At 70.3% G+C, this 26,372-nt stretch carries 20 protein-coding genes; 4 read left to right on the top strand and 16 right to left on the bottom strand.

Annotation, left to right across the window (positions count from 1 at the left end; all coding sequences use genetic code 11):
• Window positions 1-25 precede the first annotated feature (25 nt).
• The 3 genes from OHO27_RS32495 to OHO27_RS32485 all read right to left on the bottom strand — a co-directional run bounded on the left by OHO27_RS32495 (window position 26) and on the right by OHO27_RS32485 (window position 4,449).
• A complete protein-coding gene (locus OHO27_RS32495; RefSeq protein ID WP_328428524.1) occupies window positions 26-1,357 on the bottom strand; it encodes an ABC transporter substrate-binding protein in 1,332 nt (443 codons plus the stop codon).
• A gap of 40 nt (window positions 1,358-1,397) precedes the next feature.
• Window positions 1,398-3,041, bottom strand: a complete 1,644-nt coding sequence (locus tag OHO27_RS32490) for a glycoside hydrolase family 13 protein (RefSeq protein ID WP_328428523.1) — start codon at window positions 3,039-3,041, stop codon at window positions 1,398-1,400.
• A 139-nt stretch (window positions 3,042-3,180) separates the two neighbouring features.
• A complete protein-coding gene (locus OHO27_RS32485) occupies window positions 3,181-4,449 on the bottom strand; it encodes an ABC transporter substrate-binding protein (protein ID WP_328428522.1) in 1,269 nt (422 codons plus the stop codon).
• A 125-nt stretch (window positions 4,450-4,574) separates the two neighbouring features.
• On the opposite strand from OHO27_RS32485, the gene OHO27_RS32480 reads away from it, so the two are divergent.
• The 3 genes from OHO27_RS32480 (at window position 4,575) to OHO27_RS32470 (ending at window position 8,227) form a co-directional block, all read left to right on the top strand.
• On the top strand, window positions 4,575-5,090 hold the full coding sequence (locus OHO27_RS32480; RefSeq protein ID WP_328428521.1) for a PadR family transcriptional regulator: 516 nt from the start codon (window positions 4,575-4,577) through the stop codon (window positions 5,088-5,090).
• A complete protein-coding gene (locus OHO27_RS32475) occupies window positions 5,087-5,869 on the top strand; it encodes an ABC transporter ATP-binding protein (RefSeq protein WP_328428520.1) in 783 nt (260 codons plus the stop codon). The genes OHO27_RS32480 and OHO27_RS32475 overlap by 4 nt, the downstream gene beginning before the upstream one ends.
• 69 nt (window positions 5,870-5,938) lie before the next feature.
• Window positions 5,939-8,227, top strand: a complete 2,289-nt coding sequence (locus tag OHO27_RS32470; protein WP_328428519.1) for an ABC transporter permease — start codon at window positions 5,939-5,941, stop codon at window positions 8,225-8,227.
• A gap of 351 nt (window positions 8,228-8,578) precedes the next feature.
• Here the strand turns inward: OHO27_RS32470 and OHO27_RS32465 are convergent, their stop codons facing one another.
• The 13 genes from OHO27_RS32465 to uvrC form a co-directional block, all read right to left on the bottom strand.
• A complete protein-coding gene (locus OHO27_RS32465) occupies window positions 8,579-8,851 on the bottom strand; it encodes a hypothetical protein (RefSeq protein ID WP_328428518.1) in 273 nt (90 codons plus the stop codon).
• 109 nt (window positions 8,852-8,960) lie between these two features.
• On the bottom strand, window positions 8,961-10,616 hold the full coding sequence (pgi, locus tag OHO27_RS32460; RefSeq protein WP_328428517.1) for a glucose-6-phosphate isomerase: 1,656 nt from the start codon (window positions 10,614-10,616) through the stop codon (window positions 8,961-8,963).
• A gap of 52 nt (window positions 10,617-10,668) precedes the next feature.
• Entirely contained in the window at window positions 10,669-11,937 is a 1,269-nt protein-coding gene (locus tag OHO27_RS32455) for an MFS transporter (protein ID WP_328428516.1), read from the bottom strand.
• Window positions 11,938-12,082: 145 nt separating this feature from the next.
• A complete protein-coding gene (locus tag OHO27_RS32450; RefSeq protein WP_003957010.1) occupies window positions 12,083-12,418 on the bottom strand; it encodes an RNA polymerase-binding protein RbpA in 336 nt (111 codons plus the stop codon).
• A gap of 201 nt (window positions 12,419-12,619) precedes the next feature.
• The gene (gene secG / locus OHO27_RS32445; protein ID WP_328430621.1) at window positions 12,620-12,850 is read right to left on the bottom strand and encodes a preprotein translocase subunit SecG; all 231 of its coding nucleotides are present in this window, start codon (window positions 12,848-12,850) and stop codon (window positions 12,620-12,622) included.
• Window positions 12,851-12,952: 102 nt separating this feature from the next.
• Entirely contained in the window at window positions 12,953-13,729 is a 777-nt protein-coding gene (gene tpiA, locus OHO27_RS32440; protein ID WP_328428515.1) for a triose-phosphate isomerase, read from the bottom strand.
• A gap of 6 nt (window positions 13,730-13,735) precedes the next feature.
• On the bottom strand, window positions 13,736-14,947 hold the full coding sequence (locus tag OHO27_RS32435) for a phosphoglycerate kinase (RefSeq protein ID WP_328428514.1): 1,212 nt from the start codon (window positions 14,945-14,947) through the stop codon (window positions 13,736-13,738).
• Between the two features lie 156 nt (window positions 14,948-15,103).
• On the bottom strand, window positions 15,104-16,111 hold the full coding sequence (gene gap / locus OHO27_RS32430; protein WP_328428513.1) for a type I glyceraldehyde-3-phosphate dehydrogenase: 1,008 nt from the start codon (window positions 16,109-16,111) through the stop codon (window positions 15,104-15,106).
• Between the two features lie 229 nt (window positions 16,112-16,340).
• Complete coding sequence (locus OHO27_RS32425) at window positions 16,341-19,295, bottom strand: M14 family metallopeptidase (protein WP_328428512.1); 2,955 nt, start codon at window positions 19,293-19,295, stop codon at window positions 16,341-16,343.
• Window positions 19,296-19,446: 151 nt separating this feature from the next.
• Window positions 19,447-20,436: a DNA-binding protein WhiA gene (gene whiA / locus OHO27_RS32420; RefSeq protein WP_328428511.1), complete on the bottom strand. Its 990-nt coding sequence runs from the start codon at window positions 20,434-20,436 to the stop codon at window positions 19,447-19,449.
• Complete coding sequence (locus OHO27_RS32415) at window positions 20,427-21,494, bottom strand: gluconeogenesis factor YvcK family protein (RefSeq protein WP_328428510.1); 1,068 nt, start codon at window positions 21,492-21,494, stop codon at window positions 20,427-20,429. Before OHO27_RS32415 ends, whiA begins: the two co-directional genes overlap by 10 nt.
• Window positions 21,491-22,507 (bottom strand): RNase adapter RapZ, encoded by a 1,017-nt coding sequence (gene rapZ / locus OHO27_RS32410; protein ID WP_328428509.1) that lies wholly within the window; start codon window positions 22,505-22,507, stop codon window positions 21,491-21,493. Before rapZ ends, OHO27_RS32415 begins: the two co-directional genes overlap by 4 nt.
• Window positions 22,504-24,636 (bottom strand): excinuclease ABC subunit UvrC, encoded by a 2,133-nt coding sequence (gene uvrC / locus OHO27_RS32405; RefSeq protein WP_328428508.1) that lies wholly within the window; start codon window positions 24,634-24,636, stop codon window positions 22,504-22,506. Before uvrC ends, rapZ begins: the two co-directional genes overlap by 4 nt.
• A 658-nt stretch (window positions 24,637-25,294) precedes the next feature.
• On the opposite strand from uvrC, the gene OHO27_RS32400 reads away from it, so the two are divergent.
• The gene (locus OHO27_RS32400; protein WP_328428507.1) at window positions 25,295-26,251 is read left to right on the top strand and encodes a hypothetical protein; all 957 of its coding nucleotides are present in this window, start codon (window positions 25,295-25,297) and stop codon (window positions 26,249-26,251) included.
• The last annotated feature ends 121 nt before the right edge of the window (window positions 26,252-26,372 follow it).

Below are 26,372 nucleotides of genomic sequence, written 5' to 3'. Positions count from 1 at the left end.
TCATACGTGTGGCGGTCATGGATGATCAGCCCTGGCCCTCGTACGCCTTGGCCGCCGCGGCCTCCAGCTTCGCCGCGGTGCCCTTCGGGTCGGACGGGTCGCGCAGGAAGTCCTGGAGGAGCTTCCACTCGCCGGCGCCCTTGGTGCCGCCGAAGGCCGCCGGGGCCTGGTCGGACATGTCGAAGCGGACCGAATCGCCCGCGGAGACGAGGGACTTGGCGGTCGCGCGGGTGACGTCGTCGCCGTACGAGGCGAGGTCGACGTTCTTGTTCGGGGACAGGAAGCCGCCTGCCTCCGCCCACACCGCCGCGGCCTCAGGGGTGGCGAGGTACTCCAGCAGTGCCATGCCGGCCTTCTGGTTCTTGCCGTCCTTCAGGACGACGGCCGCGTCACCGCCGCTGACCACCGGCGCCTTGCCGGCACCGACCGCCGGGAACGGGAAGAAGTTCGCGTCCTCGCCGATCGACTTGCCGAACTGGTCCTTGGCGACGCCCGCGACGAAGTCGCCCTCGTAGACCATGCCCGCCTCGGGCTTCGGCCCGAACACCTTCTCCACCGAGCCCGGGAAGTCGGTGTTGAGGGCCTCCTTCTGCCCGCCCGCGATCAGCTGCTTGTCCTTGAACAGCTTGCCGAGGGTGGTCAGGGCGTCGACCACGGACGCGTCGGTCCACTTCAGCTCGTGCGCGGCGAGGGCGTCGTACTTCTCGGGTCCGGCCTGGGAGAGGTAGACGTTCTCGAACCAGTCGGTGAGGGTCCAGCCGTCCTCGCCGGCGACCGAGAAGGCGGCGAGGCCGGAGTCGGAGACGGTCTGCCCGGCCTTCAGCATGTCGTCGTAGCTCTTCGGCGGCTCGACGCCGGCCTGTGCGAGGGCGTCGGGGCTGTACCAGACGGTCGACTTGTGCGCGGCCTTGAAGTAGAGGCCGTAGAGGGTGTCCTCGACGCTGCCGTAGTCCTTCCACACGGGGGCGAAGTTGGCGTCCACGGACTTCTGCGTGGTCTTGGACAGCGGCTCCAGCCAGCCCTTCTTCGCGAACTGCTGGAGCACGCCGACCTGCGGGACCATCACCACGTCCGGGGCGTTGCCGCCCTCGATCTTGCTGCCGACGACGGTGGAGACGTTGTCCCCGGTGGACACGAACTCGGCCTTGGCGCCGGTCTTCTCGGTGAACGCGTCCAGCACCTTCTGGAAGTTCTTCTGCTCGGTGCCGGTCCAGACGCCGGCCACGGTGATCGTCTGGCCGCTGAGCGCCTTGTCACCGCCGCCCGCGGCGACCGGTCCGCCGCCACAGGCGGTCGCGCCGAGCGCGAGGACGAGAGCGGTGCATCCGGTGAGCAGGGTCGTACGTCGTCGCATCATCGTTGATGTCCCTTCGGGGAATGGGGAGTTGACGGAAAAATCAGGAGGCGCGGAACTCGGTCCCGTCGCTCATCCACCAGGCCGCCGTGGAGCCGGGCAGGACCCCGGCCGGGCAGGGGCCGCTCGACAGCAGCGGGGTGCCGGAGACCGGCGCAGGGGTGGGCGCGGTACCGAAGTTGACGGCGCAGACGAGGCCGTCGCCACGGACGAAGGCCAGGACGCCGGGCGTGCTGTCCAGCCAGCTCAGAGCGCCCTCGCCCAACTGGGGCAGTGCCTGGCGCAGTTGGAGGCCGTCGCGGTACAGGTGCCAGAAGGAGCGGGTGTCGGCGAGGGCGCGGTCGGTGGCGTACTCGGCGAAGTACTCGGGCTGCGGCAGCCAGGGCTTGGCGCTCTCCGCGCCGGAGGTGAAGCCGAACGGGGACGCCTGTCCCGACCAGGGCAGCGGCACCCGGCAGCCGTCGCGGATGCGGGCCCGGCTGCCGGTGCGGTGGAAGATCGGGTCGGTGAGCACGTCGTCGGGCAGATCGACGACCTCGGGCAGGCCCAGCTCCTCGCCCTGGTAGATGTACGCGGCCCCCGGCAGCGCCAGCATCAGCAGCGCGGCGGCACGGGCGCGGGCTGCGCCGAGGCCGCTGCCCTCGGTGGCGGGTTCGCCGTAGCGGGTGACGGTGCGGACCTGGTCGTGGTTGTTGAGGACCCAGGTGACCGTCGAGCCCGTGCCGGCTATGTCCTGCATGGCTTCGGAGATGACCTTGCGGAAGGCGCCGGCCTCCCAGGGGGCGCTGAGCAGGTCGAAGAAGAAGGCCTGGTGGAGCTCGTCGGAGCGGACGTACCGGGCGTGCTCGCGCGCGGTCGGGACGGACACCTCGCCGACGAGCAGACGCTCACGGCCGTCGCGGGCCGTGTACTCCTCGCATATGGAACGCCACTGGCGCCACACGTCGTGCACCTCGGGCTGGTTCCAGGCGAGCGGGTTGACCGAGTCGCGGGTGCGGGCGTCGGCCTCCGGGTCGTCGGAGTCGGGCAGTTCCGGGTGCTTGTAGAGGCCGGCGGCGACGTCGATACGGAAGCCGTCGACACCCCGGTCCAGCCAGAACCGCAGGACCCGGTCGAACTCGGCGCCGACCTCCGGGTTGCGCCAGTTCCAGTCGGGCTGCTCGGGCGTGAACATGTGCAGGTACCACTGGCCGGACCGCCCGCCCGCCTCGGTCACCCGGCTCCACGCCGGGCCGCCGAACATCGCGTGCCAGTTGTTGGGCGGTTCGGAGCCGTCGGCGCCACGGCCGTCGGCGAAGTGGAAGCGGGCGCGGGCCGCGCTGCCGGGCTCGGCGGACAGGGCCTCCTCGAACCACCGGTGCTCGCTGGAGCAGTGGTTGGGGACGATGTCGAGCAGCACCTTGATGCCCAGCCGCCGGGCCGCGGCGACCAGCTGGTCGAACTCGGCGAGGTCACCGAAGAGCGGGTCGACGTCGCAGTAGTCGGCCACGTCGTACCCGTGGTCGTGCTGCGGCGACGGATAGAAGGGGCTCAGCCAGATCCCGTCGACCCCGAGCTTCTTCAGATACGGCAGCCCGGCCCGGACCCCGGCGAGATCGCCGACACCGTCGCCGGTGCTGTCCAGGAAGCTACGGACGTAGACCTGGTAGATCACCGCGTCACGCCACCAGTGGTACTTACTCAGCATGCATGCATGTTAAGTATCCGTTTCAGGAGGGTGTCAATGAACTGGACGCAAGCTACCGAGCAGTTGACCTAGCAAAATAGGGCATACCACGACAGAGTAAGGAGGGATGAGATGCTGCCGTTACCTAACGGGTAACTACTCAGCGCGCGATGGTGTCGAGCTCTCGCGCCAGCCGGCGCACCGCGGCCTCGGGCGTCTCGCGCCCGGTCATCGCGTCGTGCACGACCGCCTGCACGACCAGGCTCACCTGGTCGTAGCGCGGGCTCTTCGGGCGCGGCGCGGCCGTCTGCACGCTCTGGCGCAGGGTCGGCAGGTACGGGAACTCCCGCACCAGCCCGGGATCCTCGTACAGGTCGGCCCGTACCGGCGGCAGGGCACCCCGCGTGAGGACTTGGCGCTGGACGCGCTCGCTGGTCAGGTACGCGATCAGACGGGCGGCCGAGTCGGGGTGCCGGGCATGGGAGGAGACGGCCAGGTTGGAGCCGCCCAGCACACTCGTCCCCGGCCCGTCCGGACCCGGCAGCGGTACGGCGCCGATCCGCCCGGAGACCGGCGAGCCCTTGGCCGACGCGCCGACATAGGCGTAGGGCCAGTTGCGCAGGAAGAGCAGGCGTCCGTCCTGGAAGGCCTGCTTGGACTCCTCCTCCTTGTAGGTGAGCGCCCGCTCGGGGATCCAGCCCTCGCGGATGCCCCGGGCGAGGAAGTCGATGCCGTCGCGGGCCGCCGTCGAGTTCACGGTGACGCGCTCGCCCTCGTCGCCGAGGATCGAGCCGCCCGCCGAGTAGACGGCCTCGGCGGCGTTGACCGTGAGCCCTTCGTACGGCAGGAACTGCCCCGCGTAGCCGTCCAGGCCGTACTTGGGCGCGATGGACTTCGCGGCCCGTTCCAGTTCGGCCCAGGTGCGCGGTGGGTCGACGCCCTCCTTGGCGAGGATGTCCTTGCGGTACAGGAGCAGGCCGGCGTTGGTGACGTACGGGACCGCGTACAGCTGTCCGTCGTAGGTCGCCGTGTCCACGACGGGCGGCAGGAAGCTCCCGAGCGGGAAGCGGTCACGCGCCAGGGGGCGGATCCAGCCCTGCGCCGCGAACTCCGAGGTCCAGCTGACGTCGATGTTGAGGACGTCGAAGCGGCTGCGGTCACCGCCGCGCAGGTCGGTGGTCATCTGCGCGTGGGTCTCGTCGGCGGAGTCGGGCAGCTCGACGAGGGTGACCTTCTCGTCGGGGTGAGTGCGGTTCCAGCCCTCCAGGACGGAACCGAGATAGCCGGTGAGGTCGCCGGCGGTGGCGAGGGTCAGGGGTCCCCTGCCGCCCGCGGGACCCTCGTCGGCGCGGGCGCCGGAGGCAACGTAGCCGGTCAGGATCACAACGAGGACGAGAAGGCCCCTACCGGCGGCGTGGATCCACCGCATAGGTTCCTCCTTGCACACCGGCCCCAGGCACCTTCGCCCGGAGTCAGAGGCCATGTATACCTGTTAGGTATGCGCGATACTAGGCCTCGCGGCACATTACCCATGATGCGAGGAGGAGAGCACGAGTGCGGCTGCCCCTCCTGGCCCTGCTGGCGCGCGGCCCGGCGCACGGCTATGAGCTGAAGCAGGACCTTGAGCAACTGCTGGGCTCCGCGTACCCTCAGCCGAACGTCGGCCAGATCTATGTGACCCTCGCCCGTCTCGAGAAATCGGGGCTGATAGAGGGCGAGGACGTCGAGCAGTCGAGCCGGCCCAACAAGAAGGTCTACCACCTCACCGACGCCGGGCGTGAGGCGCTGCGCGCCTGGTTCGAGGAGCCCGAGGACGAGCCACGGGTGCGGGACGAGTTCTTCATGAAGCTGGCCGTCGCCCCGCAGACGGGGCTCGCCAACCAGATCGCCCTTATCAACCAACAGCGGCGCCAGTACTTGAACACCATGCGTCAACTGTCGAAACTGGCCGCCGCCGAAGACCGGGACAACCGCATCGCCCATCTGCTGATCGAGGGCGCGATGCTGCATCTGCAGGCCGACCTCGACTGGCTGGAACGGTGCCAGGAAGAGCTGGAGGAGCAGGAATGAGCGACGATTCCGCTCCTGCGGCGCCGCGCGCCGAGAGCCGCCCGGTGCTGCGGGCCGAAGGCCTGGTCAAGACGCATCAGGGCGGCGAGGGCGCTCCGGCGCATGCCGTGCGGGGCGTTGATCTTTCCGTCCGGCAGGGCGAGTTCGTGGCCGTCACCGGGCCGTCCGGTGCCGGTAAGTCGACATTGCTGCATCTGCTGGGCGGGCTGCAGCGTCCGGACAGCGGGAGCATCTGGCTGGACGGCGAGTGCGCGGACCGGTGGAGCGAGGCCCGCTGGGCGGTGGAGCGCAGGAAGCGGATCGGGATCGTCTTCCAGTTCTTCAACCTGGTCTCCGACCTGTCCGTCGCCGACAACGTGGAGCTGCCCGCGCTGCTGGCCGGCGTCGCCCCGAAGCGGGCGCGGGCCGAGCGGGCGGAGCTGCTGGGCGAGCTGGGTCTCGACGGCAAGGAGCGGAGCCTGCCGGGCGAGCTGTCCGGCGGCGAGCAACAGCGGGTCGCGCTGGCCCGCGCCCTCGTCAACCGTCCGCCGCTGCTGCTCGCCGACGAACCGGCCGGCAGCCTGGACAGCAAGGGCACCCGCGAGGTGATGCGGCTGCTGTCCCGCTTCCACCAGCGCGGCCAGGCGATCGTGCTGGTCACGCATGACGCCCGGCTCGCCAGCGCCGCGGACCGCGTGATCAGCTTCTTCGACGGCCGCATAGCCGACGACGCCGAACTGGACGCAGGCACACCGCCACGCCGGACCGGGACGTCGGGTGTGCTGGAGCTCAGGGACTGAGATGCGGCGCTACGACGATCCCCGCCCCCTGCGCGGGCCTGCCGGTCCCGAGCGGCGAGGCTGACGCCCATGCGAGCCACCCTGCGCTGGGCACACTCCGATCTGCGCACGCATCGCGGCGAGGCGCTGTTCCTCGTGCTGGCCACGGCCGGGATCGTCGTGTCGCTATTGCTGGCCACGGCCCTGTTCGGCTACGCCACCAACCCCTGGCAGCGCGTCTTCACCCAGGCGCACGGCGCACATGTGTGGCTGCACACCGGGCCCTCGGCCGACACCGGGAAACTGGCCGAGCTCGACGGCGTCGAGTCCGTCGCGGGCCCCTACCCGACCGGTTCCACCACCCTGTCCTCCCAGGGGACCCGTGCCACCGTCGAACTGCGCGGCACCCCCGAGCGCCCCACCGTCGGCCGCCCCCTGATCACCTCCGGCCACTGGCTGGACCCCTCGAACCCCGATGGCGTCGTCCTGGAGACCCGCCTCGCCCGCGCCCTTCTCGCCGCCCCAGGCGACACCCTCACCCTGCCCGGCACCGGCACCGCCCGGACCGTGACCGTCCTCGGCATCGCCGACAGCGCCGAGCCGCGCTACCGCCCGGGCGAGCAGCCGGGCCTCGTCTGGGCGCCGCCGTCCGCCGTCCCCGACCCGGGCGGTCAGGTGATCGGGCTGCGCCTGACGGACCCCGACGACACGGACTACGCCGTCCAGCGCGCCGTGACCGTGCTGGGCGCCGGCGCGGTCAGCGAGGTCTCCACCTGGAAGCAGGGGCGCGCCGAGGCGCAGGGCGACAACCGGCTGCTCGGGCAGGTGCTGGGCCTGTTCGGGCTGGGCGCGCTGGTCGCCGCCGGGCTCGCCGTCCACGGGGCGATCGGCACCCGCATCCGCGGTCATCTGCGGGACATCTCCGTGCTGAAGGCGATCGGCTTCACACCGGGCCAGGTGGTCCGCGTCTTCCTGCTGCAGCACCTCGCCTACGCGCTGCTGGGTGCCGTCGCCGCCGCGACCCTCATCCAGGCCCTGGGCAGCCACATCCCGGGCCGGCTCGGGGACGCGGTCGGGGTGTGGCAGGGGCTGCCCGGGCACACCGTTGCGCTGTTCACGGTTCCCGTGGCGGCGGTGCTGCTCATCGGCGCGACCACCGGGCTCGCGGCCTGGCGGGCGGGGCGCGTGCCCCCGGTGCCGGTGCCACGGCCGGCGGCACCGCACGGCGGGCGGCTGTCGAGTGTGGCCCGGCAGGCGCTCGGGCTGCGGCTGCCGCCCGCGCTGGTGCTGGGCTGGCACAGGGCGTTCACGCGTCGCCTGAGATCCCTGGCGACGGTCGCCCGGCTCGCGCTGCCGCTGCTGCTGATCGTGGTGGCGATGAGCGCGTGGACCACGATCGAGCGCTTCGACAGCAGCCCCGAGCAGATCGGCCTGCCGACCGCCCTGACCGTCCACGCCGACTCCGGCCTGGCCGACCGGGACACCCGCACCCTGCTGGAACGCGACCCGCAGGTCACCGCCGCCTACCCCGGCGTCGAGGTGGCAGCCCTGGTCCCGGGCCAGACAGCCACGATCGCCCTGCGCGGCCTCGGCACCCGCGAGGACCCCTACCCGTACGCCCTGGCCGAGGGCCGCCCGGCGCAGGGCCGCGACGAGGCGGTGGCCGGGCAGGGGCTGCTGGATCTGCTGGACGTGCGGGTCGGAGACTGGGTCCGGATGACCGTCGGGGACCAGCCGCAGATCCTGCACATCGTGGGCCGCAGTGTCGAGCCGGAGAACGCCGGCCGGGTCATCTCCACCTCCCTCGACACCCTCCGCGAGAACGACCCCGGCCTCGGCCCCACCCTCTACGAGCTGCGGCTCCGCCCGGGCGCGGACCCCGGCGAGGTCGCCGACCGGCTGGCCACCACCGGGCACGGGCGCCTCGACGTACATGCCGTGCCGAACCCCGCCGACGGCCTCTCGGCCCTGCGCGGAGTCGTCGTCGGCCTGATCGCCGTGCTGGCCCTCATCGGGCTCATCGAGCTGCTGACCGCGATCGGCGGCGCCGTCCGCGAGGGCGAGCGCGACCTGCTGGCCCTCAAGGCCATCGGACTGTCCCCCCGGCAGATCACCGCGATCACCGTCACCTCCACGGCCTGCACCGCCCTGGCCGCGGTCGTCGTCGGCACGGCCCTGGGCACGCCCCTCGCGCACTGGCTGATCGACGCCCAGGGCAGATCGAGCGGCATCGGCGCCGGGATCGCCCAGGGTCCGTCCGCCGCCCTCCTGGTGCTGTTCGGCACGGCCGCAGTCGCCGGAGCGGCCACACTCGCCGCCCTCCCGGCCTCCCGCGCCGCCCACCGCCGGCTCGCCGACACACTGAGCGCGGTCACCTGACCTACGGCGGGGCCGGTAACCGATTCCGCGAGGTCAGCTGCCGTAGGGGCCGGGGCCATAGGGTCCGGGGCCGGATGGCTGCTGCGGGCTGTACGGAGGTTGCGGGCTGTAGGGCGGCGGCGGGTTCTGCGGAGACTGCGGCCCGTGAGGGTGCTGCGCAGCCCGGCCGTACGGATTCCCTTGCGGGGGTCGGCCGTAGGGGTATCCGGGCGGCCCGTACGGGTTGCCCTGCGATGGTACGAAGCCGTTCGGGGTGTACTGCGGTGGCGGCGGGGTCGGCATCGGAGTGGGCGTGGGGATCGGCGACAGGGTGGCTGGGCTTCGTCTTCATCATGGGCGCCCCCGTGACGGTCACGGGCATCGCCCTACCGAGCCGCCCGAGCGGAAGATCAACAGAGTCCCGAGCGCCGAGCCCATGAACAGCAGCAGCAACTTCAGCGACGTAGACACCGAACGCCGCGACGGCCCCACACTGACGCGTGCCTTCTTGAGCGCGTCCACCGACGGATCCAGCGAGTTCGGGATCCAGGTCGGATGGAACACCGCCTTCGCGACCTGATGAGGCTTCAGGAACGACTGCGCGGTCAGAGCGCCGCCGGTCCAACTCCCTTGTGGATCAGCCAATTCCCACTCCCCCGAGTGATCGTGCCCATGATCAACGAGGGAGTTGACGGGAAGCGGACGGCCACGCGCCGCCCGCCTTCCGCACCCGCGGTCACCGCCAGGTCCGCGGTCACTGCCGGCCGCGCAGCTCCCGGTACTTGGCGACGAGCGCCTGCGTCGACGCGTCCAGCCCCGGCACCTCGGCGCCCTCGGTCAGCGCGGGTTCGACGCGCTTGGCGAGGACCTTGCCGAGCTCGACGCCCCACTGGTCGAAGGAGTCGATGTTCCACACGGCGCCCTGCACGAACACCTTGTGCTCGTACAGCGCGATCAGCTGCCCGAGGACCGACGGAGTCAGCTCGCGCGCGAGGACCGTCGTCGTCGGGTGATTGCCCTTGAACGTCTTGTGGGTCACCAGCTCCTCCGGCACCCCCTCGGCCCGCACCTCCTCCGGCGTCTTGCCGAACGCCAGCGCCTGCGTCTGCGCGAAGAAGTTCGCCATCAACAGGTCGTGCTGCGCCTTCAGTCCGTCGCTCATCTCGGCGACGGGCTCGGCGAAGCCGATGAAGTCCGCCGGGATCAGCTTGGTGCCCTGGTGGATCAGCTGGTAGTACGCGTGCTGCCCGTTGGTGCCCGGCGTGCCCCACACGACCGGCCCGGTCTGCCAGTCGACCTCCCGCCCGTCCCGGCCGACGTACTTGCCGTTGGACTCCATGTCCAGCTGCTGCAGATACGCCGTGAACTTCGACAGGTAGTGGCTGTATGGCAGCACCGCGTGCGACTGGGCGTCGTGGAAGTTGCCGTACCAGATGCCCAACAGGCCGAGCAGCAGCGGCACGTTGGACTCCGCCGGCGCCGTGCGGAAGTGCTCGTCGACGATCCGGAAACCGTCGAGCATCTCCCGGAAGCGGTCCGGCCCGATGGCGATCATCAGGGACAGGCCGATCGCCGAGTCATAGGAGTAGCGCCCGCCGACCCAGTCCCAGAACTCGAACATGTTGACCGTGTCGATGCCGAAGTCCGCCACCTTCTCGGCATTCGTCGACAGGGCGACGAAGTGCTTGGCGACGGCTTCCGGACCCGCCTTCAGCTCGCCCAGCAGCCAGTTGCGCGCCGAGGTCGCGTTGCTGATCGTCTCGATCGTCGTGAACGTCTTGGAGGCGATGACGAACAGCGTCTCGGCCGCGTCCAGGTCGCGGGTGGCCTCGTGCAGGTCGGCGCCGTCGACGTTCGACACGAAGCGGACGGTCAGGTCGCGGTCGGTGAAGCTGCGCAGCACCTCGTACGCCATCGCCGGGCCGAGGTCGGAGCCGCCGATGCCCACGTTCACGACGTTCCTGATGCGCTTGCCGGTGTGCCCGGTCCAGGCGCCGGAGCGGACCCGCTCGGCGAAGTCGGCCATCTTGTCGAGGACGGCGTGCACCCCGGGGACGACGTTCTCCCCGTCGACCTCGATGACCGCGTCACGGGGGGCGCGCAGCGCGGTGTGCAGCACGGCGCGGTTCTCGGTGGTGTTGATCTTCTCACCGCGGAACATCGCGTCCCGCAGCCCGAACACGTCCGTCGCGGCGGCCAGCTCGCGCAGCAGCCGCAGCGTCTCGTCGGTGACCAGGTGCTTGGAGTAGTCGACGTGCAGGTCACCGACCTGCAGCGTGTACCCGGCACCACGACCCGGGTCGGCGGCGAACAGCTCCCGCAGCCGCACTTCGCCGAGCTCTTCTCGGTGCTTGGCCAACGCGGTCCACTCGTGCGTCTGGTTGAGCCTGGTACGGCCGTCTGCGTTCATGTCCGACTTCAGCCTTCTTTCGTGCCTGTCCCAGCTGTTCCAACCTAATTGATCAGCGCGCGGCGTGAGCCGTCGTGGCGTCGTCGTCCGGCGCAACAACAGGTACGTCCGGCTTGCGCACAGGTATCAGCGAGGCGACGGCCAGTACGAAGAAGGCTGCCGTGAGCAGGGGCGGGGTGTTGAGGCCCCAGGCGGTCGCGACGGCACCGCCCAGCAGGGCGCCGAGCGGCACCCCGGCGAAGGCCAGGGTCCGGAACGCCGAGGCCACCCGGCCCAGCAGCGCCACGGGGCTGCGCTGCTGCATGAGGGTCATCGTGTTGACGTTCCACACCATGCCCATGAGCCCGAAGACGGCCAGGGCGGCCACCAGAACGGCCAGGCTGCGCACGGTGCCCATGACGACGAGGGCCGCGATCTGCACCGCGCCGGCGAGCAGCACGGCCCGGATCCCGCCCACGCGCTTCACGATCCGACCGTTCAGCACTCCCCCGACCAGGCCGCCGACGGTGAAGGCGGCGCCCGCCACCGCGAACCCCACAGGGCCGGCGTCCAGCCACCCGGTCACCAGGAGGACCAGGGTGGCCAGCTGGGCACCCATGCCGACGTTGCACAGCGCGCTGGCCACGCACAGTCTTCGCAGGGCCCCGTCGCGCCACAGGGTGCGCAGTCCCTCCGCGATCTCCCGGCGCAGGGTGCTGCCCTCCGGTGCCGGCCCCCGCTCGGACGCCTCGATCCGCAGCGAGGCCACCAGCACGGCCGCCACCAGATAGGTGCCGGCGTCGGCCGCGAAGGGCACGGCCGCTCCCGCCGCCAGCAGCACCGGCACCACCGGCCCGCCCACCAGTCCGCCGGCGATGCGCTGCCCGGTCATCAGGCGGGCGTTCGCACTGCCCAGCGCGTCATGGCCCACCAGGGCGGGGAGGAGGGCCGTGGCGGCGTTGTCGAACAGTGTCTGGAGCGCGGTCAGAGCGAAAGCCAGTGCGATGAGCAGGCCGATCGAAGCGTGACCTAACGCCACGGCCACCGCGAAAGCGCCGACCAGGAGGCCCCGTAACGCATCCACCGTCCACATCGCGCGCCGCTGGTCCACCCGGTCGGCGACGGCACCGCCGAGCAGCCCGAAGACGATCCACGGCAGATAGCCACAGGCCGTGACCGCGGCGATCAGCAGCGGCCGGTCGGTGAGGGTCACGGCGAGGAGCGGCAGGGCCGCCGCACGCAGGGAGTCGCCGAAGCTGGAGAGCACGGCGGCGCTCCACAGCCGCCCGAAGCCTCCGCGCCACACGGGCGCACCCACGCCCACCGTCTCAGCCGTCGCCACGACTCCCCCTCCCGGTCCATCGATGCAGAAGATCGATGCACAAACCGTAGAGGGCGCCACTGACAATCGGTCCGCGAGCGGCTCGGCCCCGGTGCCTCGTACAGGTCCGGCCGGGCACCCGAGGGTGTCCGACCGGCCTCAATTCCTAGATTTCGCCCCGCAGTTTGGCGAGCGCCTCGGCGAGGATCGCCTCGCCGTCCGCGTCACTGCGCCGCTCCCGTACATACGCGAGGTGCGTCTTGTAGGGCTCGGTGCGCGGCGGGTCCGGCGGGTTGTCCCGGTCCTGTCCGGCGGGAAAGCCGCAGCGCGGGCAGTCCCAGGTGTCGGGGACCTGCGCGTCGCTGGCGAAGCTGGGCTGGGTCTCATGCCCGTTGGAGCACCAGAAGGAGATGCGCAGCCGGGGCGCGGACTCGCCCCGCTCGGCCTCGCCCATCGGCCCCGCCCCGACCCGGCTTCCTCGGATCGCGTTGCCACTTGCCACGGTCGTAACTCCCTGCGTGATGGTGCCGCGAAGCGAGTCGGCGTTTCGCTTCGCTGCGAGCGCCTCAGTCTACGTAAGGCCCAACGCGCGTCCAGTGATTGGAGTTACAGAGCCCTCACACCTAGACGCAAGCCCCATGATAGGCCGCGCTGAGCTGCGCGTACCGAACATGGGGCCTTACGTGTGGATTGTGCGTGCCGGTCAGTTGTTCACCTTCATCAGGACACCGAGCACGACAATGCACGCGAACCACAGCAAACCGACCACAACGGTGATCCGGTCGAGGTTGCGCTCGGCGACCGAGGAGCCACCGACGGACGACTGCATGCCGCCACCGAACATGTCGGAGAGGCCGCCGCCCTTGCCCTTGTGCATCAGCACCAGCAGCATCAGCAGCCCGCTGAAGACGATCAGGGCGATCGAGAACCCCATAACCACGGCTGGACCAACTTCCTCGGATCTGGATGGACGACAGGGGCACAGCCACTGAGCTGTGCCCCCGCAAGGGTACGACGGATCCCGCTTACCAGGAACTCACTGGTCGCGGAACCGCACGATCTTGACGAACTCGTCGGCGTCCAGTGAGGCACCGCCGACGAGGGCGCCGTCGATGTCGGCCTGGGCCATGATCTCCGCGACGTTGCCCGCCTTCACGGAGCCGCCGTACTGGATGCGGACCTGGTCGGCCAGCTCCTGCGAGTACAGCTCGGCGATCTTGGCGCGGATGGCGGCGCAGACCTCCTGGGCGTCCTCGGCGCCGCAGACCTTGCCGGTGCCGATGGCCCAGACGGGCTCGTAGGCGATCACGACGGTCTCGGCCTGCTCGGCCGAGAGGTCCTTCAGACCGCCCTCGACCTGGGTGAGGGTGTGGGTGACGTGGTTGCCCGCCTCGCGGACGTCCAGTTCCTCGCCGACACACAGGATCGGGGTCAGGCCGTGCTTGTAGGCGGCCTTGACCTTGGCGTTGACGATCTCGTCGGTCTCGGCGTGGTACTGGCGGCGCTCGGAGTGGCCGATCGCCACGTACGTGCACTTCAGCTTGGCCAGCATCGAGCCCGAGATCTCGCCCGTGTAGGCACCGGAGTCGTGCGCCGAGATGTCCTGGGCGCCGTACTTGATCTTCAGCTTGTCGCCGTCGACCAGGGTCTGCACGGAGCGCAGGTCGGTGAAGGGCGGCAGGACGGCGACCTCGACGGCCTCGTAGTCCTTGTCGGCCAGGGCGAAGGCGAGCTTCTGGACGTGCGCGATGGCCTCGAGGTGGTTGAGGTTCATCTTCCAGTTGCCCGCCATCAGCGGCGTGCGCGTGCTCATATGGGGTCAGTCCTCCAGTGCGGCGAGGCCGGGGAGCGTCTTGCCCTCGAGGTATTCGAGGGAGGCGCCGCCACCGGTCGAGATGTGGCCGAATGCCGTCTCGTCGAAGCCCAGGGTGCGGACGGCCGCGGCGGAGTCGCCACCGCCGACCACGGAGAAGCCCTTGGAGTCGACGAGGGCCTGGGCGACCGCCTTGGTGCCCTCGGCGTAGTCGGGGTGCTCGAAGACGCCCATGGGGCCGTTCCAGAAGACGGTGGCGGCGTCGGCGAGCTTCGAGGCGTACAGCTTGCGGGTCTCCGGACCGATGTCCAGGCCCTCCTGGTCGGCCGGGATGGCGTCCGCGGCGACGGTCGTGGGGTTGGCCGGGGCCTTGGTCTTCAGGTCCGGGAACTCGGTGGAGACCAGGACGTCGACCGGCAGGACGATCTCGACGCCGTTCTTCTCGGCGCGCTCCATGTACTCGGTGACCGTCGGGACCTGGTCCTCCTGAAGGAGGGAGATGCCGACCTCGTAGCCCTTGGCCTTGAGGAAGGTGTACGCCATGCCGCCGCCGATGAGCAGCCGGTCGGCCTTGGCGAGCAGCTGGTCGATGACGGCGAGCTTGTCGGACACCTTGGCGCCGCCGAGCGCGACGACGTACGGCCGCTTGACGTCGTCGGTGAGCTTCTTCAGGACGCCGACCTCGTTCGCGATGAGGTAGCCGGCGTAGTGCGGCAGCTTGGCCGGAAGGTCGTACACGGAGGCGTGCTTGCGGTGCACCGCACCGAAGCCGTCGCCGACGTAAACGTCCACGAGGGCGGCCAGCCGGTCGGCGAAGGCGCCGCGCTCGGCGTCGTCCTTGCTCGTCTCACCGGCGTTGAAGCGGAGGTTCTCGACGACCGCGACCTGACCGTCGGCGAGGCCGGCGACCACGGCCTGGGCGGACTCACCGACCGTGTCGTTGGCGAACGCGACGTCCGCGCCGAGCAGTTCACCGAGGCGCGCGGCGGCGGGGGCCAGGGAGAACACGGGGTCCGGGGCACCCTTGGGGCGGCCCAGGTGCGAGGCGACGACCACGCGGGCGCCCGCATCGGCCAGCGCCTTGACGGTGGGCAGGACGGCGCGGATACGGCCGTCGTCGGTGATCGTGGTGCCGTCCAGCGGCACGTTCAGGTCGGCGCGGACGAAGACCCGCTTACCGGCGACGCCTTCGGAGAGAAGTTCGTCGATCGTCTTCATGAAGGGGACTCCTGAGAAGGGCTCGTGATCGCTCGTAAGTGCCCGGAAGCACTCGTGATCCAACAGGTCTGATCTGCACGTGAGTCAGGGCTCGGACGGCGCGTCCCTGCGCCACCCGAGCCCTGCTCTCACATCAATGCGCCTGCTCTGGATATATCAGAGCTGGTTGCCGACGAAGACCGTGAGGTCGACGAGGCGGTTGGAGTAGCCCCACTCGTTGTCGTACCAGCCCAGGATCTTCACCGAGGTGCCCTCCTGGACCATGGTCAGGGAGGAGTCGAAGGTGCAGGACGACGGGTCGCTGACGATGTCCGAGGAGACGATCTCGTCCTCGGTGTAGGACAGGTAGCCCTGCAGCTCACCCTCGGCGGCCTTCTTGAACGCCGCGTTGACCTCGTCCTTGGTGACCTCGCGCGACAGCTCCACGACCAGGTCGGTGGCCGAGCCGGTCGGGACCGGGACTCGCATCGCGATGCCGTCCAGCTTGCCCTTGAGCTGCGGCAGGACCAGGGCGGTGGCCTTGGCGGCACCGGTCGTGGTCGGGATGATGTTCTCCGCGGCGGCACGGGCGCGGCGCAGGTCCTTGTGCGGGAAGTCCAGGATGCGCTGGTCGTTCGTGTACGCGTGCACGGTCGTCATCAGACCCTTGACGATGCCGAAGTTCTCGTCGAGGACCTTGGCCATCGGCGCCACACAGTTGGTGGTGCAGGAGGCGTTGGAGATGACGTGGTGGTTCGCCGGGTCGTACTTGTTCTCGTTGACGCCCATCACGATGGTGATGTCCTCGTCCTTGGCCGGAGCCGAGATGAGGACCTTCTTGGCGCCGCCGGCGATGTGCTTGGCGGCGTCGTCCTTCTTGGTGAAGATGCCGGTCGACTCGATGACGATGTCGACACCCAGCTCACCCCAGGGGATGTCGGCCGGGTTGCGCTCGGACAGCACCTTGATGGTGTGGCCGTCGACGGTGATCGTGTCGGCGGTGTGGGTGACCTCGTGCTTGAGCCGACCCAGGATGGTGTCGTACTTCAGCAGGTGCGCCGTGGTCGCGGTGTCACCCAGGTCGTTGACAGCCACGATCTCGATGTCAGCACCCTGCTCCAGCAGCGCGCGGAAGTAGTTGCGACCGATACGACCGAAGCCGTTGATGCCTACGCGGATCGTCACGAACCGATCTCCTCGTTGGTACGCCGGCCATGCGGTGCCGGCGAGCTCTGTTTGGGATGTCCCCGACCGCCTACGACCCTACCTCCCTGAGACCTCCGTGGTGACATCCAGATGCCTCATACACGGCAGGGCGGTCCGTACCCGCCAGTAGGGGTACGGACCGCCCCGCCCGGAAGCCGGGATCACTCGATTCGGTCACTGTGCGTTGCACACGGTTGACCTCGGCGTGTCACTCGTCAAGTGAGTCGAGGGCCTTTCCGATGAGCGCCGTCCGGTCGGCCGCCGCGGTGACGTGTTCCAGGCCGAATCCCAGCAGCACCGTGTCGTGCGTGGTGATCGCACCGTACGTCTGGAACAGCGCCCCGGTGCGCGCCCAGTCCCTGAGGACGGCCGGGCTGCCCGCGGGCGGTCCGGTCACGCTCCAGGCGCCGAGCGACGTCTCGAAGCCCTCGGTCCCGGTGGCCGTGCCGTCGACGACGAGCGCGGCCTGGTCGGCGAGGACGCCGCGACCGCCGAAGCCCGGGTCGGAGACATAGCTGACCGAGATCTCGACCGACTTGCCGGCATACGCGCTCAGGTCGAACTCCACCTGCTGCCAGCCCGCGGAGGCGCCGGTGAGGGCGTTCCACTGGCCGCTGGTGCCGGACGCGGTGCAGCCCGCGGCCGACTGCGTCAGGTAGTGCTTGAGCCAGGGGTGCTCGGCCATGTAGAAGCCGGCCTCGCACTCCGCGGGCACCGTGTTGCTGCCGGCGCCGCCCTTCTCGGGAAGCGTCGTCCAGTCCTCACCGCCGGTGGTGTGCGCCTCGATCAGGACGTTGTCGTAGCCGGGCTCGACGTCCCACAGCAACTGGGTGCGCAGGGTCGGCTGCTGGGCCGCGGTCACACCGGTGAGGTCGACGGTCCTGGTGAGCCGCTTGTAAGCGTCGTCGGTGTGCACGGCGGCCGCCATCCACGAACCCGCGTAGGGGCCGTACGGGTTGACCGTTCCGGCGAACTGGCCCGCGCCCGCGCTGGCGAACTGCGGGTAGGTGTCGACGGCCAGCTGGTCCGAGGTGACGCTGTAACTCCCGGCCTTGTCGAGCGGGTTGCCCGTGGCGTCGCCGAGCGCCCCGGTGAACCCGCCGAGCCCGCCGGAGCCGGTGAATCCGGTGGCGCCGGGGAGCGACGTACGGGAGTAGGCGCCCAGGTAGTACTGGCTGAAGTCGTCCGACAGCGTGCCGCCACCGAGGTCGACGTTGCCGCCGGCCTGCTCGCCCGCCTCCATCAGCTTGCCGCCCTCGTTGAGGTAGGCACGCAACTGGAGTTGGGTGGCGTTACCGGGGACGTTCGCGCCGGTGTAGTGGACGACCGTGTCGAAGTGGCCGAGCACGCCGAGCGCGTCGGGCGCGCCCAGAGCGGCGACGTCCCAGACGATCGCCCGGTGGCCGTTGGCCTTGACCGCGTCGACGTACTTCTGCCCGTGGGCGGCGGTGGCGCCTTCCTCTGCGACCACGAGCACGTCCGCGCGCGGCCGTTCGGCCACGGTGTAGGTGAAGTGCTCGCTGGAGACCTTCTTTCCGCTCCTGGTCTCTCCGGTGAACCACACCTCGACCTTGTCGCCCCGGTCGCCGTCGGCGACCTTGGCGCGGTACTCGTCGAAGTAGAGGTTGTCCTCACCGCCGTACGTCTCGCCGCCCTTCCAGGGCCTGAGCGCCATGTCGTGCGTACGGCCGCCGTTGACGCGGTACTTGAGCTCCTTGTCGCGCACGGACTTGCGTGCGACGACGGAGACCTCCTGGTCGGCGCCGCGGGAGTACGACGTGGTGAAGGGTGCCGGGGTGAAGTCGGCGGCCTTCAGGCCGAGCGAGGAGGACGGCTGGTCGGGGTGCGCGGCCGACTCGGCGACGGAGAGCGCGAACGGGACGTTCTTGGCGAACTCCTGCTGGATCAGCTTCTCGTCGTCCGGGAAGTTGAAGACCGACTGGCAGTCCCTGGCGTTCCACTGGTCGTTCGGGTCGATGTTCGACGCGGTCTGGCAGGTCGACATCTCGGGCGTGAACATCGCGATGCCGTTGACGTTCGAGGCGTGGCCGTCCGCCTCGCCGTTCGTCGTGTAGAGCTCCGAGGAGACCTGCGGGTGGTAGCCCGGGATCGCGGGGTTGTCCGGCGTACCGGCGAGGGCCTTGTAGAGGACGTCGTCCGGGGTGTTGGTGGCCACCTGCCAGCCGACGCCGTACAGGATGAGTTCGGCGGCGGAGTGGTAGTTGATGCCGTAGTCGAAGCCGATACGGCGCTCGAAGGCATCCAGTGCCTTCGTCTCCGGCTCGGAGCCCGGGGCAGCGCCCCGGTAGGTCTCGCTGGTGGGGTTCGGGGACGAACCCTCGTCGTCGTAGCCCCACTTGTAGGGGAAGTTACGGTTGAGGTCGACGCCGTCGCCGGTGCTGATGGCACCGTCGCCGTTGATGTCGCGCAGGTTCTTGCGCCACAGGCGGGTGCTGGCGTCCTGGAAGGTGTAGTCGTAGCCGTCGGGGTTGGCCGAGAGGACGAACCACAGCTCGGTCGAGTCGACGATCTTCTTGACGCGCTTGTCCGTCTTGTAGTTGTCCAGGTAGTGGTGCATCAGGCGCCGGGTCATCTCCGGCGTGATCCACTCGCGCGCGTGCTGGTTGGAGGCGTACAGGACGGAGGGCTTGGAGCCGTCCTTCGCCTTCTTGGCGTTCTTGGTGAGCTTGAGCGCCAGGATGTCCTGGCCGCCCACCGTCTTGCCGATGGAGACGACCTTGGTGAGGCCGGGGTTCTCCTGCCCCGTCCGGACGATCTCCTCCTTGAGCCCCCCGCTGCCGCTGTACGGCCGGTACACGCCCTCCGCAGCCTTGTCGGTACGGGCCTCAGCACTGGCGGAGAGGTCGTGCTCGGTGAGCTCGACGCCCTGCTTCTCCAGCTTCTCGGCCTGGTCGTCGGTGAGGTAGACCTCGACGGTGGCCTTGCCCTTCTCGGGCGCCTGCTCACTGAGTTCGTGGCCGTCCTGGCCCGCCGCCAGCAGCAGGGGTACCTGCTTCTTGGTGACTTCGGCGCGGAAGACCTTGACTTCGCTCGGGTCGCTGTCTTGTGAACTTCCCGGTTGTGCCTGGGCGATCGGTGCGATACTCGCTCCGCCTATCAGGAGCGCACCGGCAGCGAGGATCGATCTCGCTCTGGGTCTCATGAACCCCCCTAGCAGTGTTTCGCCACAGTGACGAATGACTGCCAGGCTCATGCCACATCACGGTCCCGTCAAGAGTGCCGCAAAGACTGACAAATACCGGCGCCGACCTCCCAAGTGGACATCGGCACCGGCCCTTTGACGATCCCTCACCTCACCCCACGAGGTTGTCCGCCAGCTCCTCGGAGAGGTTCGCCTCCGTGCCCGGGATGCCCAGGTCCTGGGCCCGCTTGTCGGCCATGGCCAGCAGCCGGCGGATACGGCCGGCGACGGCGTCCTTCGTCAGCGGCGGGTCGGCGAGGGCGCCCAGCTCTTCGAGGGAGGCCTGCTTGTGCTCCATACGCAGCCGGCCGGCGGCCGCGAGGTGCTCGGGGACCTCCTCGGCCAGGATCTCCAGGGCGCGCTGGACACGGGCGCCGGCGGCGACGGCCGCACGGGCGGAGCGGCGGAGGTTGGCGTCGTCGAAGTTGGCGAGGCGGTTCGCCGTGGCGCGGACCTCGCGGCGCATCCGACGCTCCTCCCAGGCCAGCACGGACTCGTGCGCACCTAGGCGGGTCAGCAGGGCGCCGATCGCGTCGCCGTCCCGGACGACCACGCGGTCCACGCCGCGCACCTCGCGGGCCTTCGCTGCGATCGACAGCCGGCGGGCCGCGCCGACCAGGGCGAGCGCGGCCTCGGGGCCCGGGCAGGTCACTTCCAGGGAGGAGGAGCGGCCGGGCTCAGTGAGCGAGCCGTGCGCCAGGAACGCACCGCGCCAGGCGGCCTCGGCGTCACACGTGGCACCCGAGACCACCTGTGGGGGCAGGCCTCGGATCGGGCGGCCCCGTCCGTCGACCAGCCCGGTCTGCCGGGCCAGCTGGTCACCGCCGGCGACCACCCGTACGACGTAGCGCGAACCGCGGCGCAGCCCGCCCGGTGCCATCACGATCAGCTCGGAGCTGTGGCCGAAGATCTCCAGGATGTCGCGCTTGAGCCGGCGCGCCGCCATCGCGGTGTCCAGCTCCGCCTCGATCACAATGCGCCCGCTCACCAGATGGAGGCCGCCGGCGAACCGCAGAATGGCGGAGACCTCCGCCTTCCTGCAGCAGGTCCGGGTGACGGGGAGCCGGGAGATCTCATCCTTCACCGCTGCCGTCATCGCCATGGGCCGATCCTTCCATGCATCCGAAAAATACGGTCGTACGCGGCGGCTAGCAGCTCCGGGTCGTGCCGGGGCGTCCCGTCCGTCCGGGCCACCGGGGCCAGCTCGACCGCGGCGCCGAGCCGCTTGGCCGCCTCGGTGAGCACATCGCGGTCGGGCACGGCAGCCTCGTCGGCCAGCACCACGTCCAGGGCGAGTTTAGGGGCGTGTCGTCCCAAAACCTCCAAATGACGCTGCGGTGAGAAGCCTTCGGTTTCTCCCGGCTGCGGCGCGAGGTTCAGGGAGAGTACCCGGCGCGCCTTCGTCTCGGTGACGGCGTCCAGGAGTTCCGGCACGAGCAGGTGCGGGATAACGGAGGAGAACCAGGACCCGGGGCCGAGCACCACCCAGTCCGCGTCCCGGACGGCGGCGACGGCCTCCGGAACGGCGGGCGGGTCGTGCGGCACCACGTGCACCGACTGCACCTCGCCGCGGGTGAGGGCGACGTTCGCCTGGCCTCGGACGGTGTCGACCTCCTCGGGCCGGTCCGGGTCGTGCCCCTTGACCAGGGCCTGCAGCTCCAGCGGTACGGCGGACATGGGCAGCACGCGCCCGTGCGCGCCGAGCAGCTTGCCGACCAGGTCGAGGGCCTGGACGTGGTCGCCGAGCTGCTCCCACAGGGCGACGATCAGCAGGTTGCCGACCGCGTGGTCGTGCAGGTCACCCTTGGAGTGGAAGCGGTGCTGGATGACGCGGGACCAGGTCTGGCCCCAGTCGTCGTCGCCGCACAGTGCTGCCAGCGCCTTGCGCAGGTCGCCGGGCGGCAGCACGCCCAGCTCGTCACGCAGGCGCCCGCTGGAGCCGCCGTCGTCCGCCACGGTGACGACGGCGGTGAGATCGCCCGTGATCCGGCGCAGCGCGGCGAGCGAGGCGGACAGGCCCATACCGCCGCCGAGGGCGACGACCTTGGGCTGGGCGCCCCGGCGGCGTGGCCTGGCGCCACGGGCCTCGGTGGGTCGGGCGGCGCGTGACTCGGGGACCGCCCGGCGCAGCCTGCCCAGCCGCGGTGTACGTCCCGTCATTCCCGTCCCATGTCCCGGTGTACGACCACCGTCTCCACGCCCTGGGAGGCGAGGCGGGCGGCGAGCTTTTCGGAGGTGGCGACCGAGCGGTGCTTGCCGCCGGTGCAGCCGACCGCGATGGTCACGTACCGCTTGCCCTCACGGCGGTATCCGGCCGCGATGAGCTGGAGCAGCTCTGAATAGCGGTCGATGAACTCCTTCGCGCCGGGCTGGTTGAAGACGTACGCCGACACCTCCTCGTTGAGGCCGGTGAAGGGGCGCAGCTCCGGGACCCAGTGCGGGTTGGGCAGGAAGCGCATGTCCACGACCAGGTCGGCGTCGACCGGGAGGCCGTACTTGAAGCCGAAGGACATGACCGTGGCCCGCAGCTCGGGCTCCTCGTCGCCGGCGAACTGGGCGTCCATCTTGGCCCGCAGCTCGTGGACGTTGAGGCTGGAGGTGTCGATCACCAGGTCTGCGTCGCCGCGCAGCTCACGCAGCAGCTCGCGCTCGGCGGCGATGCCGTCGACGATGCGGCCGTCGCCCTGGAGGGGGTGCGGACGGCGCACCGACTCGAAGCGGCGCACCAGGGCGTCGTCCGAGGACTCCAGGAAGACGATCCGGCGTGTCACACTCCGGGTGTCGAGGTCGGAGAGCGACTCGCGGAGGTTGTCGAAGAAGCGACGGCCACGGACGTCGACGACCACCGCGATCCGCGCCACGTTGCCCTGGGAGCGGGCGCCGAGCTCCACCATGGTGGGGATCAGCGCGGGCGGGAGGTTGTCGACGACGAACCAGCCGAGGTCCTCCAGACACTTGGCGGCCGTCGAGCGGCCGGCCCCGGACATGCCGGAGATGATCACCAGCTCGGGGATGGCCGCCTCGGGGACCGCGGCTGCGTCGACGCCCGTACTCACCTTTGCTCCCTCTTCCTGGGGTGCGTCCTGCTGGGTGAGATCCTCGCCGTCCTTCCTGTGCGTGTCCTGAGCCTGTTGATCTCGCTCGCCTGTGGGCTGTGTCTCGTGCTCGCTCATCTCTCCTGCCCCCGTCGTTCGTCCGGGGGGCCCGCGGACACGGGCTCCCCCGAGGTCTCCGCCGTCGTATCGGATTCCTCGTCTTCCATGATCTCTCCAGTCGCCGTGTTCACGGCGGGTGCGGCCGGGGCCGCCTGGGCGAAGGCGATGGCGATCGCCTCGGCCGTCTTGCGACCTATGCCCGGAACCTCGCAGATCTGGTCGATTGTCGCGGATCGCAGCCTCTTCACCGAACCGAAGTGCTTGATCAGCGCCTGCTTGCGGGTCTCGCCGAGGCCGGGGACGTCGTCCAGCGGGCCGGCCCGGAAACGCTTGGCGCGCTTGGTGCGCTGGTAGGTGATCGCGAAGCGGTGCGCCTCGTCCCGGACGCGCTGGAGCAGATAGAGGCCCTCGCTGGTGCGGGGCAGGACGACCGGGTCGTCCTCGCCGGGCAGCCAGACCTCCTCCAGGCGCTTGGCGAGGCCGCAGACGGCGATGTCGTCGATGCCGAGCTCGTCCAGGGCCCGCTGGGCGGCCGCGACCTGCGGCTGTCCGCCGTCGACGACGACGAGCTGCGGCGGGTAGGCGAAGCGCTTGGGTCGGCCGTCGTCGTCCTTGAGGCCGTTGCCCTGGCCGTCGGTGATGTCGGCATCGAGGCCGTCGGCGATGGGCGCGGAGGAGGTGTCGGTGAGGGGGCCGGTCGCCGTGTCGCCGAGGCTGGTGTCACCGTCGGCCCACTCGCCCGTCTTCTCCTTCTCGGCGAGGTAGCGCCTGAAGCGGCGGGTGATCACCTCGTGCATGGAGCGGACGTCGTCCTGGCCCTCGAAGCCCTTGATCTGGAAGCGGCGGTACTCGCTCTTGCGCTGCAGCCCGTCCTCGAAGACGACCATGGAGGCCACGACGTCGTCGCCCTGGAGGTGGGAGATGTCATAGCACTCGATCCTGAGCGGGGCGCTGTCCAGGTCGAGGGCGTCGGCGATCTCCTCCAGGGCACGCGAGCGCGTGGTCAGGTCGGAGGCGCGCTTGGTCTTGTGCAGGACGAGCGCCTGCTGGGCGTTGCGCTCCACGGTCTCCATGAGGGCGCGCTTGTCGCCTCGCTGGGGGATGCGCAGGGAGACGCCCGAGCCGCGCCGGGCGGTCAGCCACTCCTGCACGGGCTCCACCGGGTCGGGCAGGGCCGGGACCAGGACCTCCTTGGGTACGGCATCCCCGGTCTCCTCGCCGTAGAGCTGCTGGAGCGCGTGCTCGACGAGTGCGCCGGTGGTGATCTCCTCGACCTTGTCGGTCACCCAGCCGCGCTGGCCGCGTACCCGGCCGCCTCGGACGTGGAAGATCTGCACGGCTGCTTCGAGCTCGTCCTCGGCGACCGCGATGAGGTCGGCGTCGGTCGCGTCGGCGAGCACGACCGCGTTCTTCTCCATGGCCTTCTTCAGGGCCTCGATGTCGTCGCGCAGGCGGGCGGCCCGCTCGTACGCCATCTCGTCGGCCGCCTCCGTCATCTGCTTCTCCAGGCGGCGCAGATACGTGCTCGTACGGCCGGTCATGAAGTCGCAGAACTCATCGGCCAGTTCGCGGTGCTCCTCGGCGGAGACGCGGTCCACGCAGGGGGCGGAACACTTGCCGATGTAGCCGAGCAGGCAGGGGCGACCGGTGCGGCGGGCGTTCTTGAAGACGCCGGTCGAGCAGGTGCGCACGGGGAAGACGCGCAGGAGGAGGTCGACGGTGTCGCGGATCGCCCACGCGTGCGCGTAGGGCCCGAAATACCTGACGCCCTTCTTCTTGTGACCGCGCATCACCTGCACGCGCGGGAACTCCTCGTTCATCGTCACCGCGAGGTACGGGTAGCTCTTGTCGTCGCGGTACTTGACGTTGAACCGGGGGTCGTACTCCTTGATCCAGGAGTACTCCAGCTGCAGGGCCTCGACCTCCGTGGACACCACCGTCCACTCCACGGACGCTGCCGTGGTGACCATCGAGCGGGTGCGCGGATGCAGGCCCGCGAGGTCCTGGAAGTAGTTCGCCAGGCGCTGGCGCAGGCTCTTCGCCTTTCCGACGTAGATCACCCGGCGGTGCTCGTCACGGAACCTGTACACCCCGGGAGAGTCCGGGATCTGTCCCGGCTTGGGGCGGTAGCTGGAGGGGTCGGCCATGTCTCACACCCTACTGGCGCCCGCTGACACTCCGGCGAGGCTGTGGATAACCGGCCCGGCCGGTCGGCGGGACCCCGGGGAGGCGAGAACGGCCAGGACACGGCGGTGGTCGGCGCCGGCCCCGGGAGCCGTGGCCCTGGTGGACTGACCGGTGGATCGCCCTCGGCTGCCCGGCCCGCCTCACTGGCGTACGTGCGGTCCGCCTCACCTGGCGTACGTGACGACGAGCACACCGTGCCGTGCGCGCGGGTGGCCGCCGTCAGCATGAGCGGACGGGCGCGCCCCTGGCCGCGGCACTCTCGCGGGAGCATGGTCGAAGGCGGAGCTGGGCCTGGTGAGCCCACGCGCTGACATGTACCCGGCCTGGTCACCGGGCAGAACCTTCGCCTGCGCGGGCAACACCAGGATCAACACCAGGGCCGGCACGAGGACTTGAGAGCACAGGGTGGGCGGCGGCGTCGGGACTCGGCCAGGGTGCGCAGCTGTTGGGCGACAGGTGTTGTCGGGACTTGGTCAACACGCTTCAATGCGGTGGAACTCGGGGCCCTGAACAACGGCGTACGGATGTGAAGCCCCCCGCCACGCCCACGGGGTGGCCCCGACGAGCCGCGCGACCGGTCTGACCAGCCGTTGTGAACAACCACAGAAAGGCCCCTGCATGCCGCACGCCACTCAGCACGCGGACGTCCCCACCGTCGCCACCGCGGAACTGGACACGGCCCTGCGAGGCGGCCCGTTCCACGTAGCCCTGCGTGCAGCGATAGCCGCCCGGGGACTGCCGCTGCAGCGGGTGCAGCACCATCTGTCCCGCCGTGGGGTGAGGGTCGGCGTCACCAGCCTGAGCTACTGGCAGCAAGGTGCACGTCGGCCGCAGCGCCCCGAGTCTCTGCGTGCGGTGCGGGCGTTGGAGGAGATACTCCAGCTGCCGGAGGAGTCCCTGATCCGGCTGCTCGCCGAGGCCGATGATCACTCCGCCCTCCAGCAGCCGGCAGCCCGCTCCTACCGCTCCCTTGTGGAGGCCTCGGGCGTCCTGGAGCAGCTGCTGGCCGAACTGGACTGTCCGACCGACGGCGGCCTGCACACCCTCGCCCACCACGAGCGGGTACGGATCGGAGCGCGCCGCGAGCTGGCGGGGCGGGAGTCGCACCACATCGTGCGCGCCCACAGGGACGGCGTGGACCGCTTCGTCGCCGTCCACCACGGCGACCCGGGCTGCGCGCCGGAGCGCATGACAGTGCATGCCGTGGAGAACTGCCGTACGGGAAGGGTCCGTTGGCATCACGACACCGGGGTCCTGGTGGCGGAACTGCTCTTCGGTACACGTCTGCGGGCGGGCGACACGTACCTCTTCCGTTACGGCGTCGAGGACGGCACCGCCGACGTGTCCCGCGAGTACGCCCGGGGCTTCCCGCTCGCGGGCGGCCAGTACGCCCTCCAAATCCGCTTCACCGAGAACGCCCTCCCGGTCCGCTGTCACCGGTTCTCCCAGCACTCGGCGGCAGCGCCCCGCAGCGGCCGCCAGGGGCTGACCCTCAGCGGGCTGCACCGGTCCGTCCACCTGGTCGAGCCACGGGTGCGGTCGGGGATCGTGGGCATCGGGTGGGAGTGGGAGTGAGCTGAGGCGCCGGCCGCCACTCGGCCAGGCTCGCCCGGCTCAGGATCCTGGCAGAGGGACGTAAACGATTGCGCAAGCGTTTACGTCCGGCGTCGGATGAGATACGTTCCCGGCCAGAAGC

The sequence above is a fragment of the Streptomyces sp. NBC_00443 genome (assembly GCF_036014175.1).
Classification (GTDB): Bacteria; Actinomycetota; Actinomycetes; order Streptomycetales; family Streptomycetaceae; genus Streptomyces.
This window is presented reverse-complemented; position numbering and strand designations above follow the sequence as displayed.

What these genes read in the sequence shown, in the direction of transcription:
- OHO27_RS32495 (WP_328428524.1), bottom strand. Translation starts at nt 1,357, where the DNA reads ATGATGCGACGACGTACGACCCTGCTCACCGGATGCACCGCTCTCGTC.
- OHO27_RS32490 (WP_328428523.1), bottom strand. Translation starts at nt 3,041, where the DNA reads ATGCTGAGTAAGTACCACTGGTGGCGTGACGCGGTGATCTACCAGGTC.
- OHO27_RS32485 (WP_328428522.1), bottom strand. Translation starts at nt 4,449, where the DNA reads ATGCGGTGGATCCACGCCGCCGGTAGGGGCCTTCTCGTCCTCGTTGTG.
- OHO27_RS32475 (WP_328428520.1), top strand. Translation starts at nt 5,087, where the DNA reads ATGAGCGACGATTCCGCTCCTGCGGCGCCGCGCGCCGAGAGCCGCCCG.
- OHO27_RS32470 (WP_328428519.1), top strand. Translation starts at nt 5,939, where the DNA reads ATGCGAGCCACCCTGCGCTGGGCACACTCCGATCTGCGCACGCATCGC.
- pgi (WP_328428517.1), bottom strand. Translation starts at nt 10,616, where the DNA reads ATGAACGCAGACGGCCGTACCAGGCTCAACCAGACGCACGAGTGGACC.
- secG (WP_328430621.1), bottom strand. Translation starts at nt 12,850, where the DNA reads ATGGGGTTCTCGATCGCCCTGATCGTCTTCAGCGGGCTGCTGATGCTG.
- tpiA (WP_328428515.1), bottom strand. Translation starts at nt 13,729, where the DNA reads ATGAGCACGCGCACGCCGCTGATGGCGGGCAACTGGAAGATGAACCTC.
- OHO27_RS32435 (WP_328428514.1), bottom strand. Translation starts at nt 14,947, where the DNA reads ATGAAGACGATCGACGAACTTCTCTCCGAAGGCGTCGCCGGTAAGCGG.
- OHO27_RS32425 (WP_328428512.1), bottom strand. Translation starts at nt 19,295, where the DNA reads ATGAGACCCAGAGCGAGATCGATCCTCGCTGCCGGTGCGCTCCTGATA.
- whiA (WP_328428511.1), bottom strand. Translation starts at nt 20,436, where the DNA reads ATGGCGATGACGGCAGCGGTGAAGGATGAGATCTCCCGGCTCCCCGTC.
- OHO27_RS32415 (WP_328428510.1), bottom strand. Translation starts at nt 21,494, where the DNA reads ATGACGGGACGTACACCGCGGCTGGGCAGGCTGCGCCGGGCGGTCCCC.
- rapZ (WP_328428509.1), bottom strand. Translation starts at nt 22,507, where the DNA reads ATGAGCGAGCACGAGACACAGCCCACAGGCGAGCGAGATCAACAGGCT.
- uvrC (WP_328428508.1), bottom strand. Translation starts at nt 24,636, where the DNA reads ATGGCCGACCCCTCCAGCTACCGCCCCAAGCCGGGACAGATCCCGGAC.
- OHO27_RS32400 (WP_328428507.1), top strand. Translation starts at nt 25,295, where the DNA reads ATGCCGCACGCCACTCAGCACGCGGACGTCCCCACCGTCGCCACCGCG.